Origin of the sequence: Bacillus sp. LBA3-1-1.1 (assembly GCF_040676495.1) — a bacterium.
Lineage (GTDB): Bacteria > Bacillota > Bacilli > Bacillales > Bacillaceae_G > Bacillus_A > Bacillus_A nitratireducens.
In genome coordinates this window covers 34,225-50,957 of record NZ_JBEGIB010000024.1, presented here as the reverse complement: position 1 = coordinate 50,957, position 16,733 = coordinate 34,225, and the positions used below count along the sequence as shown (strand labels likewise).

General features: G+C 32.5%; 14 protein-coding genes. All 14 read left to right on the top strand.

Annotated features, from left to right (window positions below):
- Positions 1-51: 51 nt before the first annotated feature.
- The 14 genes from MRBLBA3_RS18970 (at position 52) to MRBLBA3_RS18905 (ending at position 16,686) form a co-directional block, all read left to right on the top strand.
- Positions 52-1,083 carry a glycosyltransferase gene (locus MRBLBA3_RS18970; protein ID WP_001081477.1) on the top strand — a complete coding sequence of 344 codons (1,032 nt, stop codon included), beginning with the start codon at positions 52-54 and terminating at the stop codon, positions 1,081-1,083.
- A 17-nt stretch (positions 1,084-1,100) separates the two neighbouring features.
- A complete protein-coding gene (locus MRBLBA3_RS18965; RefSeq protein ID WP_000671003.1) occupies positions 1,101-2,261 on the top strand; it encodes a polysaccharide pyruvyl transferase family protein in 1,161 nt (386 codons plus the stop codon).
- Positions 2,262-2,274: 13 nt separating this feature from the next.
- Positions 2,275-3,465 (top strand): glycosyltransferase, encoded by a 1,191-nt coding sequence (locus tag MRBLBA3_RS18960; RefSeq protein WP_088008381.1) that lies wholly within the window; start codon positions 2,275-2,277, stop codon positions 3,463-3,465.
- 12 nt (positions 3,466-3,477) lie between these two features.
- The gene (locus MRBLBA3_RS18955) at positions 3,478-4,659 is read left to right on the top strand and encodes a glycosyltransferase (protein WP_088008383.1); all 1,182 of its coding nucleotides are present in this window, start codon (positions 3,478-3,480) and stop codon (positions 4,657-4,659) included.
- A gap of 20 nt (positions 4,660-4,679) precedes the next feature.
- Positions 4,680-5,861 carry a glycoside hydrolase family 88 protein gene (locus tag MRBLBA3_RS18950; protein WP_071734717.1) on the top strand — a complete coding sequence of 394 codons (1,182 nt, stop codon included), beginning with the start codon at positions 4,680-4,682 and terminating at the stop codon, positions 5,859-5,861.
- 72 nt (positions 5,862-5,933) lie between these two features.
- Positions 5,934-7,100 carry an acyltransferase family protein gene (locus tag MRBLBA3_RS18945; protein ID WP_016130940.1) on the top strand — a complete coding sequence of 389 codons (1,167 nt, stop codon included), beginning with the start codon at positions 5,934-5,936 and terminating at the stop codon, positions 7,098-7,100.
- A 128-nt stretch (positions 7,101-7,228) separates the two neighbouring features.
- A complete protein-coding gene (locus MRBLBA3_RS18940; protein WP_071734716.1) occupies positions 7,229-8,155 on the top strand; it encodes an SP_1767 family glycosyltransferase in 927 nt (308 codons plus the stop codon).
- 43 nt (positions 8,156-8,198) lie between these two features.
- Positions 8,199-9,206: a glycosyltransferase gene (locus MRBLBA3_RS18935; protein ID WP_016130938.1), complete on the top strand. Its 1,008-nt coding sequence runs from the start codon at positions 8,199-8,201 to the stop codon at positions 9,204-9,206.
- A 48-nt stretch (positions 9,207-9,254) separates the two neighbouring features.
- Entirely contained in the window at positions 9,255-10,802 is a 1,548-nt protein-coding gene (locus MRBLBA3_RS18930) for a lipopolysaccharide biosynthesis protein (RefSeq protein ID WP_001264123.1), read from the top strand.
- A gap of 346 nt (positions 10,803-11,148) precedes the next feature.
- Positions 11,149-11,745, top strand: coding sequence for a sugar transferase (locus MRBLBA3_RS18925; RefSeq protein WP_000825092.1), 597 nt, complete (start codon positions 11,149-11,151; stop codon positions 11,743-11,745).
- A gap of 13 nt (positions 11,746-11,758) precedes the next feature.
- Positions 11,759-12,391 carry an acetyltransferase gene (locus tag MRBLBA3_RS18920; RefSeq protein ID WP_001220292.1) on the top strand — a complete coding sequence of 211 codons (633 nt, stop codon included), beginning with the start codon at positions 11,759-11,761 and terminating at the stop codon, positions 12,389-12,391.
- A 13-nt stretch (positions 12,392-12,404) separates the two neighbouring features.
- Entirely contained in the window at positions 12,405-13,574 is a 1,170-nt protein-coding gene (locus MRBLBA3_RS18915) for a DegT/DnrJ/EryC1/StrS family aminotransferase (RefSeq protein WP_000263083.1), read from the top strand.
- Positions 13,575-14,602: 1,028 nt separating this feature from the next.
- Positions 14,603-16,540, top strand: a complete 1,938-nt coding sequence (locus tag MRBLBA3_RS18910; protein ID WP_088008387.1) for a lasso peptide isopeptide bond-forming cyclase — start codon at positions 14,603-14,605, stop codon at positions 16,538-16,540.
- A 14-nt stretch (positions 16,541-16,554) separates the two neighbouring features.
- Positions 16,555-16,686, top strand: coding sequence for a paeninodin family lasso peptide (locus tag MRBLBA3_RS18905; protein ID WP_000808480.1), 132 nt, complete (start codon positions 16,555-16,557; stop codon positions 16,684-16,686).
- The last annotated feature ends 47 nt before the right edge of the window (positions 16,687-16,733 follow it).

Sequence of the window (16,733 nt, the reverse complement as noted above, 5' to 3'; positions counted from 1 at the left end):
ATTTTTAAAAATGAAAGTATAAGGGATTCAAAGCAAAGGGGTGAATTGCCCATGAATAGAAATGTCAGTGTAATTATACCGGTTTATAATGCTGGCAAATATATTACTCGGTGTATAGAATCACTGTTAAATCAGGTGCTTCATAACTGCGAATTTATCTTTATTAATGATGGTTCAACGGACAATAGCGTAGAGATTATTGAAAAGTATAGGGCACTAGATGACAGGATTATACTTATAAATCAAAAAAATCAAGGTGTGAGTATTGCAAGGAATCAAGGACTTCTTATAGCTAATGGTGAATATATTGGATTTGTTGATGCTGATGATTATGTAGAAGCGGATATGTATGAAACTCTGTATAATTCAGCAAAACAAAGCAATTGTGATGTAATTATATCAAATTTAAGAAGTGAGATTGAAGGGCATAAGGTAACAATTGAATATCCATTTCCAACTAATATCGTTCTAAAAAAAGAATATATAAATAAAGAGATATTAACCTATTTTCTTAAAAGCGATAATTTAAATACTGCTGTAAACAAAATTTATAAAAATAGCATAATAACGAAAAATAATGTGAAGTTTCCAGAGAAGGTCGCATTAGGAGAAGATGGAATGTTTAATATTCAATTTTTTAGTAATGCAACTAATATGAAATATATAGATTATACGGGATATTATTATAGGGATGTAGCGGGTAGCGCAACTCGGGATATCTCAAAAAAAGATTATTTCAAGCGAGCTGTGGAAGTATATAATATGGAACTACCGAAAATTTACATCGAAAAGGTCGATAAGGCAAAGATACGTGAATTGAAATCAAGAAAGTTTATAAATAGTGTAATTTCCTACGTATATATTTATTTTGAACCGTCTAAGGAAATACGGTTTAGTGAGAGATATGAATACATAAAAAATATGATATGCAATAAATATGTTAGAGAGGCATTGCCGCTATATTGTGAAGTAACTTATAGCAAGCTTGGTAGATATGAGAAATTTTTAATAAATATGATTAAAAGAAAATCTACTGTGGGGTTATACTTTGCAGTCTCTTACAGCAGGCTTAGAAATAAATAAAACTGGAGGAATTTAGTGTGAAGTTTATGATGTTTGCCCATGGGGGCAGTTTAAATAGAGGGTGCGAAGCGATAGTTCGAGCTTCTACAAATATTATAAAAGAAAAAATAGATGGAGCAAAAGTATGTTTGGCATCAGATAGACCTGAAACAGATAAGGTAATCAATAAGTTAGATTATATATATGATGGTTCTAGCCGCAGTCTGAAAAAATATTCATATGATTGGTTATTGTCCTCAGTTAAAGTAAAACTCTTTAACGATGAGTCTTATGCATTAGGGAAAATTCATCATAACATAATAAAGCATATAAAAAGTTCCGATGTATGTTTATCTATCGGGGGGGATAATTATTGCTATGGAGAGCAACCTGGGTGGTATGAGATTGATAGAAGAGTAAAAATGCAGGGGAAAAAGCTAGTACTATGGGGATGTTCTATAGGAGAAGAGGATATGTCTGAAAGAAAGTTGGAAGATCTAAAGCTCTTTGATTTAATATTAGCACGCGAAAGTCTTACCTATAATATGTTAAAAAAACAAGGATTAAATAACGTTCAATTGTGTGCTGATGCTGCATTTACAATGGAAAAAGAAGAATTGGAGTTGCCTAATGGATGGCAGGAAGGAAATACAATGGGTCTTAATTTTAGCCCGCTTGTATGGAATAGAAATGAGAATTCTCAAGTTGCGGTAAGAGAGTTAATTAATCATATATTAAATACGACAGATATGACGATTGCTCTTACACCTCACGTTATTGAAGATGGGAACAATGATTACGAAGTTCTCTACAAATATTACAAAGAATTTAAGGACACAGGCAGAGTGATTCTGTTACCAGATAACTTAAATGCAATACAGTATAAGGGGTATATAGCTAGAATGCGTTTCTTTATAGGAGCTCGAACGCATGCAACTATAGCTGCTTACTCTAGTTTTATTCCGACTATGGTATTGGGATATAGTGTAAAGTCCAAAGGGATATCTAAAGATATATTTGGGGAAGAAAAATTAGTTTTAGATATAGAGGAGATATCTGATAGTAATAAATTAAAAGCAAGATTTGATGAGATGGTACGAGAGGAAGAGGAGATAAGGCAAAAGCTACGACAATCTATACCTAATATAAAGAAAATGTCTTACAAAGCAGTAGAATATTTGAAAGAATTGTCTAAGTAATTTGGGGTACATTATGAAAAAAAAACTACTATTTGTTATGCCTAGTTTATCTGCTGGTGGTGGAGAAAAAAGCTTGATAAATTTACTATCTCAGATAGATTACAGATTATATGATGTAGATTTATTTTTGTTTAATAAAACAGGAATATTCATAAATTCGATACCAAGAGAGGTAAATATATTAGATCTGCCAAGTGATTATAAAATATTTGCATCTAGCCTTAAAAATTCAATAATGGGCTTTTTAAAGAATGGACAAATTGATTTAGCATATTCAAGATTGATGTTCACTATTAAAAATAGATTGATAAAGGAAGCTGCAATTTCAGAACAGTATACATGGGAATATCAAAGTAAGTCATTTGAAGTGTTAGAAAAAGAGTATGATGCAGCGATAGGCTATCTTGAAAAGTCTTCAATATACTTCGTAGTTGATAAGGTCAATGCCAAAAAAAAGGCTGGATGGATACATACAAACTACTCGAATTCAGGTATGGATTGCCAGTTCGATAACTCATATTTTGAACAACTAGATAATCTAATAACGGTTTCAGAAGAGTGTGCAAAATCGTTACAAGAAAATTTTCCACAACTAAAAAATAAAGTTACGATTATATATAATATAGTAGCTCCTGGCGTTATATATGATTTATCTAAAGAAGATATAGAAGATGACAGTTTGTTTGATAGACATTATACCAATATTATTACTGTCGCCAGATTAAGTCATGAAAAGGGTTTAGATTTAGCAGTGAAATCTTGCAAGTTACTTCTTGAAAAAGGATACAAGATAAATTGGTACGTATTAGGGGATGGAAATGAAAAAGATGCATTAGAACGTTTAATAGAAGATCATCATCTATCAAACCATTTTACAATTTTGGGGGTTCGAGAAAATCCCTATCCTTATATACGAAAAGCAGATATATATGTGCAACCATCTAGGTATGAAGGTAAGTCTATAGCAATTGATGAAGCAAAAATATTGCATAAACCGATAGTGGTGACTAACTTTGAAACTGCAAAAGATCAAATAAATCATGGAATAAACGGAATTATTGCTGAGATGTCTGAAGAAGGAATAGCAACTGAAATTGAAAGGCTTATCAAAGATATAGAATTAAGGGAAAGAATCGTAAATAATTTATCTACAGAAAAGTTAGGAACCGAAAAAGAAATAAATAAGCTCTACGGAATTCTTTAAAAGGTGATTATTATGAAAAAAGACGTATTATTTGTTATCAATAATTTGAACTGCGGTGGGGCTGAGAAGTCATTAATCTCTCTGTTGAATACGATGGATTACTCTCGCTATAATGTGGATTTATTTTTATTTAAGCATGAAGGTTTATTCCTTAATAAAATTCCTAAACAAGTGAATGTATTAGAAGAACCTCCTGAGTATCAGTTGTTTGATATGCCGATAAAAGCAGCTATCATGAAATGCTTGCGACAAGGAAGACTAGATATAGCCTTATCAAGGGTTTGTGCAGGTTACATATTTAAAAGTGAAAAAAACAAAGCTCGTTGTGAACAGAGAGTATGGCGATATCTATCAAAATCTTTACAGAATATAAGTAAAAAGTATGATGTAGCGATTGGGTACTTAGAAAAGAACCCAGTTTACTTTTGTATAGACAAAGTAAATGCGAATAAGAAAATTGGTTTTATACACACTGATTATGACAAATTAGGAATGGATCCTAACATTGATAGGGGTTATTTTCGTTCATTGGATCATATAGTGACGGTGTCTGAGGAATGTGCCAATGTTTTAAAACAAAGATTTTCTATATATAACGACAAAATAGGTGTTATTCATAACATCGTATCTCCAAGTACGATAAATAAAATGTCACAGGAAAAGGTAGATCTAGAGCGTAAAGGGGTAAAGCTTGTTTCTGTAGGAAGGTTAAGTCATGAAAAGGGATTTGATTTGGCTATAGAAGCCTGTAAGAATCTGGTTGGAGATGGATATGAAATAAAGTGGTATATCATTGGAGAAGGGGAAGGGCGAGGTAAGTTAGAAAAAATGATAGAAGAAAATCACCTTCAAGATCATTTTTTACTGTTAGGACTGAAAGAAAATCCCTATCCGTATATAAGAGAAGCAGATATATATGTACAACCATCCAGGTTCGAAGGAAAGTCTATCGCAATAGACGAAGCAAAAATACTGCATAAACCAATAGTGGTAACAAATTTCAGTACAGCTAAAGACCAAATTAAAAATGAAGAAAATGGGCTGATTATAGACATGGATGCTCACCCACTTTCGGAGGGAATTAAGAAATTAATACATAATGAAGAATTAAGAAATAAGTTAATAAAGAACTTATCAGATGAAGAGCTAGGAACCGAGTCGGAGATAAAAAAATTATATACATTATTTGAGTAGTATAGAAAGGACATAATTATATGGTTATACAGGCAGCGTGCTTTGTGTTACTTGCTGTAATCGCAATTATTGTAGTGATTGATTTCATTCCTATAGGAAAGAATTGGTTGGGAAGAATAAAAATAGGAAGATATACGGATAAAAGCTTATGGAATCAGTCAATCACTCATATAGGTGTTAAGTGGCTAAATAAAACACCAAAGATTAAGGTAACTGATAACACAAGATTAATAGCAATTGATATGTTGAAAGGAAATTATACGAAAAGTGCTATACAGCATTGGCAAGAAGCATCTTTACTATTAGGGTTGTCTGAATACCTGAAATATAACGATGACAAAGCAGTGAAACATGAAATTACGAAGTTTTTGAACTCTAAATTTGATCATAATGGTCAGTGGGCGCACAAACCTCAGTATGTAGATGGGGCAATACTTGCTTATGCGATCATGAAGCTGGATTTTGAGGATATAGATAAATATAAAAAAGCCTTGGATGCTACTTGGGAAATGATACAAGAGCATTTAGGTGAAGATGGTACAATAGAATATAGGAAGTTTATGAAAGGGTATCGCTATGTAGATACCATAGGTTTCATATGTCCATTTTTAGTGACTTACGGCATTAGGTATAACAAAAGTGAGTGTATAGATTTGGCTGTAAAGCAGATTAAAGAATATGAAACATATGGAATGTTAAACTTAAGTCATATACCATGTCATGCTTATAGATTAGAAGATAAAGTTCCTCTAGGTTTATATGGCTGGGGAAGAGGTCTTGGATGGTTTGCTATAGGTCTTATAGATACATGGAATGAATTACCAGAAAACAACAGCTATAAACCTGTATTAGAAGAAAGTGTACGTAAATTTGCAAAAGCTACGATGAAATTTCAACAACAAGGCAATTGGAATTGGACTGTAACCAGGAACGAATGCGGACCAGATTCTTCCGCTACATCCACACTGGGGTGGTTTATGTTAAATGCAGCAAAGATAGAAGATATTTCAAAGGAATGTTTGGAAAGTGCAGATAAAGCTATCGGTTATTTGATGGGAGTGACAAGAAGAAACGGAGCGGTCGACTTCTCTCAAGGTGATACGAAGGATATAGGTGTATATTCTACGTTATTCGATATCTTGCCATTCACACAAGGGTTTTGTATTAGATTAATTAATTTACGTAATAATTATAAAATTTAGTCATCCTTATAAAGATGACTAAATTTCAATAGTCAGATTAATAAATTTTATTTTAGAACAGAGGGAAGAATTATGACGGGACGTTATAAAGAATTGGATTCCCTTCGGGGTATTGCTGCAATCATTGTTCTATTAGGGCACTTCTTAGCATTATTTCCGATATTAGGTAAAAAGGTAATGTATTCAACATTTGGGACCTATTTTTCTATATTATGGCAAGGTCATTCGGCTGTTATTATATTTTTTGTGTTAAGTGGATTTGTTCTATCCTTGCCTTTTTATAAAGGGACGGAATTTAATTATTTAAAGTATCTTATTAAAAGAGTTTGTAGGATTTACATTCCTTATATTATGATTCTTTTTATTGCAATAGGAATTAAATTGGGGATTCATTCTAAAATTGGTACCATTCCTGGTTTGGTACAATGGGGTTCATGGAACATAGAAGTTTCTTTTAATAGAGTAATAGATCATATTTTATTCTTGAGAGAATTTAATTCTGATGCGTTTATTATGGTGATTTGGTCATTAGTTCACGAGATGCGAATTTCCATAGTGTTTCCTTTAATTATTTTTCTTTTACTTAGAGTAAACTGGAAAGTAAGTATTGGGATAGCGATGTTTTTATCAGTTATTGGTTATTTATTAATGAAGAACATTCCAAGCGAATTTAATATGCCAGTATCCACCAATTACTTTATCACATTACATTATAGCTCAATGTTTATTATTGGTGCACTACTAGCCAAAAACAGAGAATATTTAGTGAGTAAAATTATTAATTCAAAAGTAAAATATATATTATTGCCTTTAGGTCTTTTATTTTTTAGCTATCCCCGTATCCCATTTATGTTACTTTCCAAACTAATTGGTGAAATCGATTATGATTTGTATCTTATTATCATCGATTGGTATATATGCTTTGGTGCAGTTTTAATTATTCTATCCGCTCTAAGTTCAAAACTATTTTCTAAATTATTACTGATTAAACCAGTACAATTTATAGGGGAAATATCATATAGTCTTTATTTAGTACATCCAATTGTTCTATTAACAACAGTTCATATTTTCTATGGAAAGATATCAGTGCCTTTAATTTTATTAATTTCTTTCTTATTTACTATGGTTGTGTCGGTCTTATGTTATAAATTTATTGAAATTCCATCAATAAAAATAGGCCGGAAACTTGCCACTAAAAATTCTAGAGGCGATGTTTCGTTGAGAAAAAAGGCTAGTTGAAAAATTGGAAAATAATAAGAATAAATAGTATGTAAGATGTGAATAGAGGGATAAGAGTAATTTTCTTAAGAAAAAGAGGAAAGATAATCTAATGCTCTATCGAGAAAAGTATTAGAAAGGAGCTTGGTATGGTGCAAATAAAAATAAAAAGTATGTTAGTTTTTATTTGGAATAAATTGATCGATATCAAAATTCAGAGTTTGAATCGATTAACTATCATAAAAGATCGATTCACGAAGTGCTTTTTCAAGCCCCCTAGAATTCAATCTATAGATGAAACTTTAAAAAAAATTATTCATGATAAAGCTTCCGTAGCCAGGTATGGTGATGGTGAATTTAAATTAATTCATAATCTAGATATAACATTTCAACGGGCTGATCATTTGTTATCAAAAAGATTAAAAGAAATATTGCTAAGTGAAGATGAGAAGTTCTTAGTTTGTTTGCCGGATGTTTTTCAAGATTTATCAAAATATGCAGATGAACCAAAGGATTATTGGAGTCTTCATACTGCAAAATATAGATTAAAGTGGTATAAAGACTTGAAGAAGGGAAAAATATATTATAATTCCTTTATATCGAGATTCTATTATCCCTTTCGAGATAAGTCAAAATGTAAAGAATGGTTTATATTATTAAAATTAATATGGAAAGATAGGGATATAGTTTTAATAGAGGGTAGTAAGAGTAGATTAGGTATTGGAAATGATCTGTTTGACAATGCTAAATCAATTGAAAGGATTTTAGTACCAGAGGAGCACGCATTCTTACATTACAATAAAATCTTAACAGCAGCAAAAAAAAATAATAAATCTAAATTGATTCTATTAGCGATAGGGCCTACTGCTACTATATTAGCATATGATTTGTATAAAGAGGGATATCAAGCAATTGATATAGGGCATGTGGATATTGAATACGAATGGTTTTTAAGACAAGCAAAAACTAAAATCAAAATTGAAAATAAGTACGTATGTGAAGCAGGTGCTGGACAAAATGTGGGCGATATTCAAGATGAGAAATATTTAAGCGAAATTAAAGCTGTAATAAGATAGGCATGAGGGTTTAACTTATGTAAGTAATGTAGAGGTGAAAGGATTGCATGAATTAATAAGTGTTATTGTTCCCATATATAATGTGGAAAAATGGTTAGCTAGATGTATTGAAAGTGTTTTAAAACAGCCTTTCGTCAATATTGAATTAGTTCTAGTCAATGATGGTTCAACAGATAAATGTGGTGAAATATGTGAAGAATATGTAGAAAAGGATAATAGAATTAAAGTAATCTATAAAGAAAATGGAGGAGTGAGTAGCGCAAGGAATGCAGGGATCGAGGCTGCTACAGGGAAGTATATAGTGTTTATAGATCCCGATGATGTGGTAAGCGAAAACTATTTTACTAGGTTATATGGTATTGCGGAAGATGAAAAGTGTGATGCTGTAATATGCGGATACAAAACTGTTCCAAATAATAATAGTATTATTCCTAACTTCAAATTAGATACTGTTATGAACGGGAGAGATTTTATACTGAGCTCTCCAAATGTTCATTCCAAGAATGATCTATGCTTCGCATGGAGGTATATATACAATTTAAGCATTATAAAAGAAAAAAACATCAGATTTAATGAACAAGTGTTTATTGGAGAAGATGTTATTTTTAATTTAGAGTTTTTATTGCACTCACAAAGGGTATGTGCAGTCTCAGAAGTTCTTTATTTTTATACTATTAATAATCCAAATAGCTTAATGAGGGTTCCGTATAAACCAAATTTAGAGAACAGTTTAGTTTTACAATATCAAATGAGAAGACAACTTTCACAAGAATTTGGTTTACTACACGATAAGCAATTTAAAAAAGATATGGCTAATTATTATATAAATCACATATATAGACTCTTGATTAATAATTTAAAAAGCGACCCTAATGTGGATGTTAATAATGCTTTTCGTAGAATAGTGAATTATGAAATGTTCTCAGATAGTGTAAAAGGAATTGGTTTTTCATATCGATGCAATAACTTTAAGGAGTATATATATTATTTAGCAATAAAGTTTAAAGTGTATCCTTTAATAGTTGCAGCATATAAAAGAGAAATCAGGTAATGCTCTTGGGTTGAAAGTGTTTTCATACTTTCTGAAGTGGGAGGAAAAATGAGAGTTAAAAATTCAATAATTAATATATCAGCCGGTATAGGCAGTCAAGTTATTATTACGTTACTAAGTTTTGCTTCCAGAACCATATTTATTACTTATTTAGGTGTTGAGTATCTGGGGGTAAATGGATTATTTACTAATATATTAGGAATGTTATCTTTAGCTGAAGCAGGAATAGGATCTGCTATCATATATAATCTATATAAACCAGTGGCAGAAAATAATCAGGATAGAATCAATATGCTTATGAATTTTTATAGAAAGGCATATATGGCAATAGCTTTAATAGTATTGTTACTAGGATTACTTTTGTTACCTTTTCTTGGATATATCGCTAAAGATGCAAAGGTAGACAATATTCATTTTATTTATATTATATTTTTAATTAATACAGCTTCATCTTATCTATTTTCTTATAAAACCTCATTTTTAAATGTTTGTCAAAAGGGATATATTGTTACAGGGATTTATTCTATCTCATCTATTATATCTACTTGTATTAAAATAGGAATTTTATACTTTACGCATAGTTATATTTTATATCTAATAATCGATATTATTATAACAATCAGTACCTCTGCGTTCTTGGCTATATTGGTAGATAAGATGTACCCATTTTTAAAAAATAAAGCAGCAAGCAAATTAGATAGTGAAACCAAAAGTAATATTGTTAAAAATGTAAAGGCTTTAGTGCTACATAATATAGGCGGATATATTGTCTTTGGTACTGATAACATGTTAATTGCGTCTTTTGTCAGTGTTACAGCTGTTGGATTGTATTCAAATTATTATATGTTAATTAACATTTGTAGAACTTTTATAAATCAAATCTTTGATAATATAAATCATAGTGTAGGGAATTTGGTTGCAAAAGAAAGCGATGAAAAAATTTATAGCATATTTAAGATTACTATGCTTTGTAATTTTTGGATATACTCATTTTTTTCCATATTTTTATATATTATAATGCAACCCTTTATTACTTTATGGATTGGTTCGAAATTTATTATGGATATAAGTGTATTAATTATATTAATGATAAATTTTTATGTATCAGGAATGAGACGTTCTATATCTATGGTCAAAACAACATCAGGGATTTTTCATGAAGATAGGTATGCGCCCTTTTTAGAGGCTGCCGTGAATCTGGTGGCTTCTATTGTCTTGGTGCAATATATGGGCATAACAGGTGTTTTTATTGGAACACTTATAAGTACACTAGTGGTTCCATTTTGGATTGCTCCTTATTTAGTATATAAGAAAGTATTCCGTAAACCGGTTAGAGATTATTTTTTAAAATATACTTACTATGTGATGATAGGGTTAGGAGCTTGTGTTATCACAAGTTTAATATGTGGTCTTATTCCGTATAATGGATTACTAGAATTAATATTAAGAGGGATGATTTGTTTAATAATTCCAAATGCTATTTATGTATTTGTTTTTTATAAGACAGATGAATTTAAGTATTTATTTGGAGTTGTTAAAAGTATAATTGGAAACCTGAGGGTGAAAATTCAGTCACACAAAAAGGGCACTTTTTAATTTGAAATCTACATTTCTATAATCCCGTTACTGACCCAATCCATCGAGCACCAGCGCCTAATGAATTGACACAAAATTATAATGCTTAAAGTAAGAGCAAGTAAATAAAAAGAAAGTATTAAGAATCTTTTAGAAATGAAACACCACTATGCTCTGTTGAATATGGTGGTGTTCTTATTACTGAGTATTTTAATTAAGTATTTTGCATGACATGTCCTTAAATAAAAAAGTAAATCAATTCGTTATTTTTCAACTATGAATGGGGCTGCTTTTTATGAAGATAGAAGTTTTAGGCAGTTATGGAGTAGAGGTTAATACATAAACCAAATTAGGAGTATGATTATATATGAAAAGACTTTTCGATTTGTTCGTTTCTTTGTCATTATTGGTGTTTCTTTTACCTCTTATTATAATAGTGGTTGTTTTAGTTAGAATTAAGTTGGGTTCCCCTATCATATTTAAGCAGCAACGCCCGGGATTGCATGGTGTCCCTTTTTTTCTTTATAAGTTTAGAACTATGACTGACGAGAAGGATAGTGAGGGGAATGCGTTGCCCGATGATGTAAGGTTTACCCGTTTCGGAGGGTTTCTGAGAAAATATAGTTTAGATGAATTGCCACAGTTGTTTAATGTTATAAAAGGGGACTTAAGTTTGGTAGGTCCAAGACCATTATTGATGGAGTATTTGGAACTATACACAGAAGAGCAGGCCAAGCGGCATAATGTCAGACCAGGGATTACGGGATGGGCCCAAGTAAATGGCAGAAACGCGATTTCTTGGGAGGAAAAATTTGATTTTGATGTATGGTATGCAAAAAAACGGACTTTTTGGCTTGATATGAAAATTTTATTGTTAACGGTAAAGAAAGTATTTAAGTCAGAAGGAATCAATCAGGTTGGGCATGTAACTGTGGAAAAATTTAATGGTACAAAGAATTCTTGAGGAGGTGAGATGGATGCGAATAATTATGATTGGGGTAGGTGGTCATAGTAAAGTAATCCGAGATATTATCCTATCGTATGGAAATTATGAAATCATTGCGCAATTAGATGATGTGTATAAAGAGTTAAAAATTGAGGATGGTGTCTATTTTGGACCTATTTCTGCAGCTGTAAAGTTAATGGATGAGCATGTAGATACAAAGTTCGTGATAGCTATAGGGAATAACAGAACAAGAAAGATAATTATGGAGCAGTTAGAGATTCCCAGTCATCGCTATGCGACGCTTATACATAAACAATCTATTGTTAGTTTAAGTGCAAAGATTGGAACTGGTACGGTTATTATGCCAGGTGCAATTGTTAATGCAGATGTTGAAATTGGGAATCACGTTATTGTCAATTCAGGCGCTATTATTGAACATGATAATAAGATAAATGATTTTGCACATATTTCCCCAAATGCAGTGCTTACAGGATCCGTTACTGTAGGAATAGGAGTACATATAGGAGCAGGAGTTAATGTGATTCCAAATATTACAATTGGCAATTGGTCCGTTATCGGTGCCGGAGCAACAGTGATCCGTGACATTGTAGCGAATTGTAAGGCAGTTGGTATTCCAGCTAGAGTAATAAACAAAGAATTATAGGAGAGTGTTTAAAGTGGTATACTCACAGGAAAAAACAAGAATCTATCTCTCCGCTCCACATATGAGCGGTAATGAACAAAAATATATAGGGGAAGCATTTGATATGAATTGGATTGCTCCACTTGGTCCAAATGTAGATGCGTTTGAAAGTGAACTTTCATCCCATGTTGGAGTTCTTGATGCGGCTGCAGTTAGTTCAGGAACCTCTGCTATCCATTTGGCACTTCGCTTACTGGATGTAAATGATGGAGATACGGTGTTTTGTTCAAGTCTTACTTTTATAGCGAGCGCAAATCCAATTTTATATTTAGGGGCTAAACCAGTATTTATTGATTCTGAGCTTGAAACGTGGAATATGTCGCCACAAGCTTTAGAACGTGCATTACGTGATGCAAATGAGAAAGGAATACTTCCGAAAGCTGTCATTGTTGTAAATTTATATGGACAAAGCGCTAAAATGGATGAAATTCTTTCGTTATGTAATGAATATGATGTCCCAGTGATAGAAGATGCGGCAGAATCGCTCGGTTCTTCCTATAAAGGTAAAGAAAGCGGGACATTCGGAAAATTTGGTATTTATTCGTTTAACGGCAATAAAATCATTACAACTTCAGGTGGAGGCATGCTTGTTTCAAATGATGTCGAGGCATTGAGAAAAGCAAGATTTTTAGCTACTCAAGCAAGAGATCCGGCTCCACACTACCAACATAGTGAGGTTGGATATAATTATCGTATGAGTAATATTTTAGCAGGTGTAGGTAGAGCACAGCTGCAGGTCTTACAAGAGAGAGTACATGCAAGAAGACGAATATTTGATAGATATTATCAAGAATTATCTCATATTTCAGGGATACAGTTTATGCCTGAGTTAGAGGATACTTATTCAAACCGATGGCTTACAGTTCTTACTGTAGATGAAGAAAAAACAGGAGTACCGATTCAGGCATTACTGAAACAACTGGAAAATGAAAACATTGAGGCGCGTCATGTTTGGAAGCCTCTTCATATGCAACCTTTATTTGAAGATGTAATGTATTATCCGCATAGTGAGAGTGAGGATGTTTCTAGAAAATTATTTGCAACAGGCGTATGTCTTCCGTCTGGATCAGGTATGACAGAAAAAGATCAGACAAGAGTTATTACATGTATTAAGAATATATTGATGGTAAGTGCTGGCATGTAAAGATAAAAAATAGAAACAGCTTTAATTAAGAAGGGTGTTAATGAACTAGGAGGATTTAATATCTCATTCAGTGCTGTTTTTGTGAAATCTCATTTTACTGAAAAAAATTTTCTTTGAATGAAAGTCACGGCAATCCCTATAAAGAGTGAAATAGTAAGCGTACATAATCTTGTGGTAAATGCGAATGGTATTTTTTATTAGTGGTAAACGCATATTATATCATCCCCTTTGTGAAAATGGTATAAATATAAAAAGGTTATTCTCCGGTTTCGATTAAAGAAGCAGGAGAATAAAGTAATAGAGAACATAACAAGTGAAAAATCAACTTTAATTAGTGGGTTAATAATAAATTATATAAAATATCATAGCACAGAAATTTTAAAAATATAAAAAGATGAAAATTCTCCTGTGTATTTGTAAGATATAACGTTTATCCTGCTATTTATGAGCATTAAGAGCACTACCTTAAGATTTTAGGGAAACTTAGAAGATAGATGGAATGGTCGTAAAAGCTCGATTGATGAGATTAATAGTCGGTAGGGATGTAAAGCCTCCTACCGATTAAAGTTGTACTGTATTATTTGTTCTTACAGTTACTAAAAAAGATACATAAATATTCACTTTATTGAGTATATAGATACTTGACAATGCAATAGTGAAATGGTAATCTGAGTTTATATTCTTTATAAAGAATATAAACGTTTTATTGATATATTAAATTCAGTGATTTTTATTTATATAAAATTCAGATGGTAATATTTTGATTCGAATTAAGAAAATCACACCTTTGTTCTTTTTTGAGAAAATTAAAATGCAAGGGTTTACAATAGGATAGGTAGCCTGAAAGCTTGAATAATTCAACTGAAAAAGATTTAAGGCTATAAAATTGGGTTTTAAAATCTGTTATGCGTAAACGAGGTAGTTTGAGGAAAGGGTTTTCTGGTATATTAATAACATTTTCTTGATATATCTAGTAATTTGCTTATCCATCGGGTTTTCCCTTAATTATCTCGTAGTGGGAGGAAAAAATGAGTGCAATAACCGGAATTTATCATTTAAATGGAGAACCGATACCGCCTGAACATAGGATTGGAATCATGAAAGATTTATCTCGTTATCCAGGTGACAATACCGATATATGGCACAAGGAAAATGTTTTTTTTGGCTCCCATGCAAAATGGATAACATCTGAATCTATTAATGAACAATTACCATACTATGATTATGAAACACAGTTGGTTATAACTGCTGATGCTATTATTGATAATCGCAATGAATTATTCGATAGATTGCAAGTAGACAAGGTACATAGAAGAGAGATGCCTGATAGTAAGTTGATTTTACTCGCTTATCAAAAGTGGGGAGAGCATGTACCAAAGTATCTAATTGGTGATTTTGCTTTTATGATTTGGGATGAGAGAAAGCAATTGCTCTTTGGTGCACGTGATTTTTCAGGAAGTCGGACTTTTTACTTTTACCGCAATCAAAATCAATTTGCTTTTTGTACTAGCATAAAACCACTGTTTTCTTTACCGTACGTTGGGAAGGAATTGAATGAGCAATGGTTAGCTGAATATTTAGCGATACCTAATATGCTTGATACAATAGATGCATTTTCAACAGTGCATAAAAATATAGAGCAAGTCCCGCCTTCTCATACTATCTCCGTAGTTAAGGGAAGAATTAGTATTGCGAAATACGACACGTTATTTGTAGAGGAGCAGTTGCAACTCAAATCAAATGAAGATTATGAAGAGGCGTTCAGGGACGTATTTGAAAGCGCAGTAACATCAAGGTTACGTACTCATCGTAATGTTGGTTCTCATTTAAGTGGGGGATTAGATTCAGGAGCTGTTGCTAGCTTTGCTGCGAGAGCCCTGCAAAAAGAGAACAAAAAATTATATACATTCAGCTCGGTACCTGCGGAAGGGTTTACTGATTGGACTCGTGGTCATACGATTGCTGATGAAAAGCCATTTATTCAAACTACAGTACAACATGTAGGGAATATTAAAGGGAATTATTTGAATTTTCCGGGAGAAAATTCTTTCTCAGAAATTGATGATTGGCTTGAGATTATGGAGATGCCATATAAATTTTTCGAAAATTCCGTCTGGGTGAAAGGAATTTATGAAAAAGCTCAACAACAAGGGATTGGGGTGCTCTTAAATGGAGCGAGAGGAAATTTCACAATCTCTTGGGGGCCAGCTTTAGATTATTATGCGATTTTACTTAAAAAGTTCAGCTGGTTGCAGCTTTATCGTGAAATTGATTTGTATGGTAAGAACGTTGGGGTCAAAAAATCGAGAATACTAAAAGTTGTAGGGGAGAAAGCATTTCCATCGATAAAAAACATGTTTTCCTCAGAACAGCAATACGAACTGCCAACGTTAGTTAGTCCAGAACTTGCAAAACGTACTGATGTATTTAGAAAGCTTGAAGAACATGGTGTGAAAGTAACAGGGGCCTCTATCCCAAATATATATGAAATAAGGCAGAAACATTTTGAACAGCTAAACTTGTGGAATACAACGGGTACAAGTGGAACAAAGCTCTCCTTACGTTATGGTTTACAAGGGCATGATCCAACGAATGACTTACGGGTAATTCGATTCTGTTTATCGTTACCACTCGAACAATTTGTTCAAAATGGCTTAAATCGTGCACTTGTCCGGAGGTCCACAAAAGGATTTCTTCCTGACAAAGTAAGGTTAAATCAGCGTGTGCGGGGAATACAGGCAGCTGATGTGGTTCATCGCATGATTCCTTCATGGAAAATGTTTATCGAGGAACTTCAGCAGCTTAGTAAAGACCCAGTGGCCTCTAACTTTTTTAATATGGAGATTATTAAGAGCGCGATTTTGAAAATTCAAGGAGAACCACGAGTAGAATACGTGTTTGATCCAGATTTTAGAATTTTAATGCGTAGTCTTATTGTCTATCGATTTATCAAAAAATATATTTGAAAGGGGGTGAAATTATGAAACAAGAATGGCAATCACCAGTATTAGAAGTACTTGATATCAACATGACAATGGCTGGACCTGGAAAGAGACTTGTTGACCAAGTTTTTGAAGATGAGGATGAGCAAGGCGCTCTTCACCACAGCTAATGCACTAATATTTAAATGAGATTTATATGCTTTACAGCCCTTATATA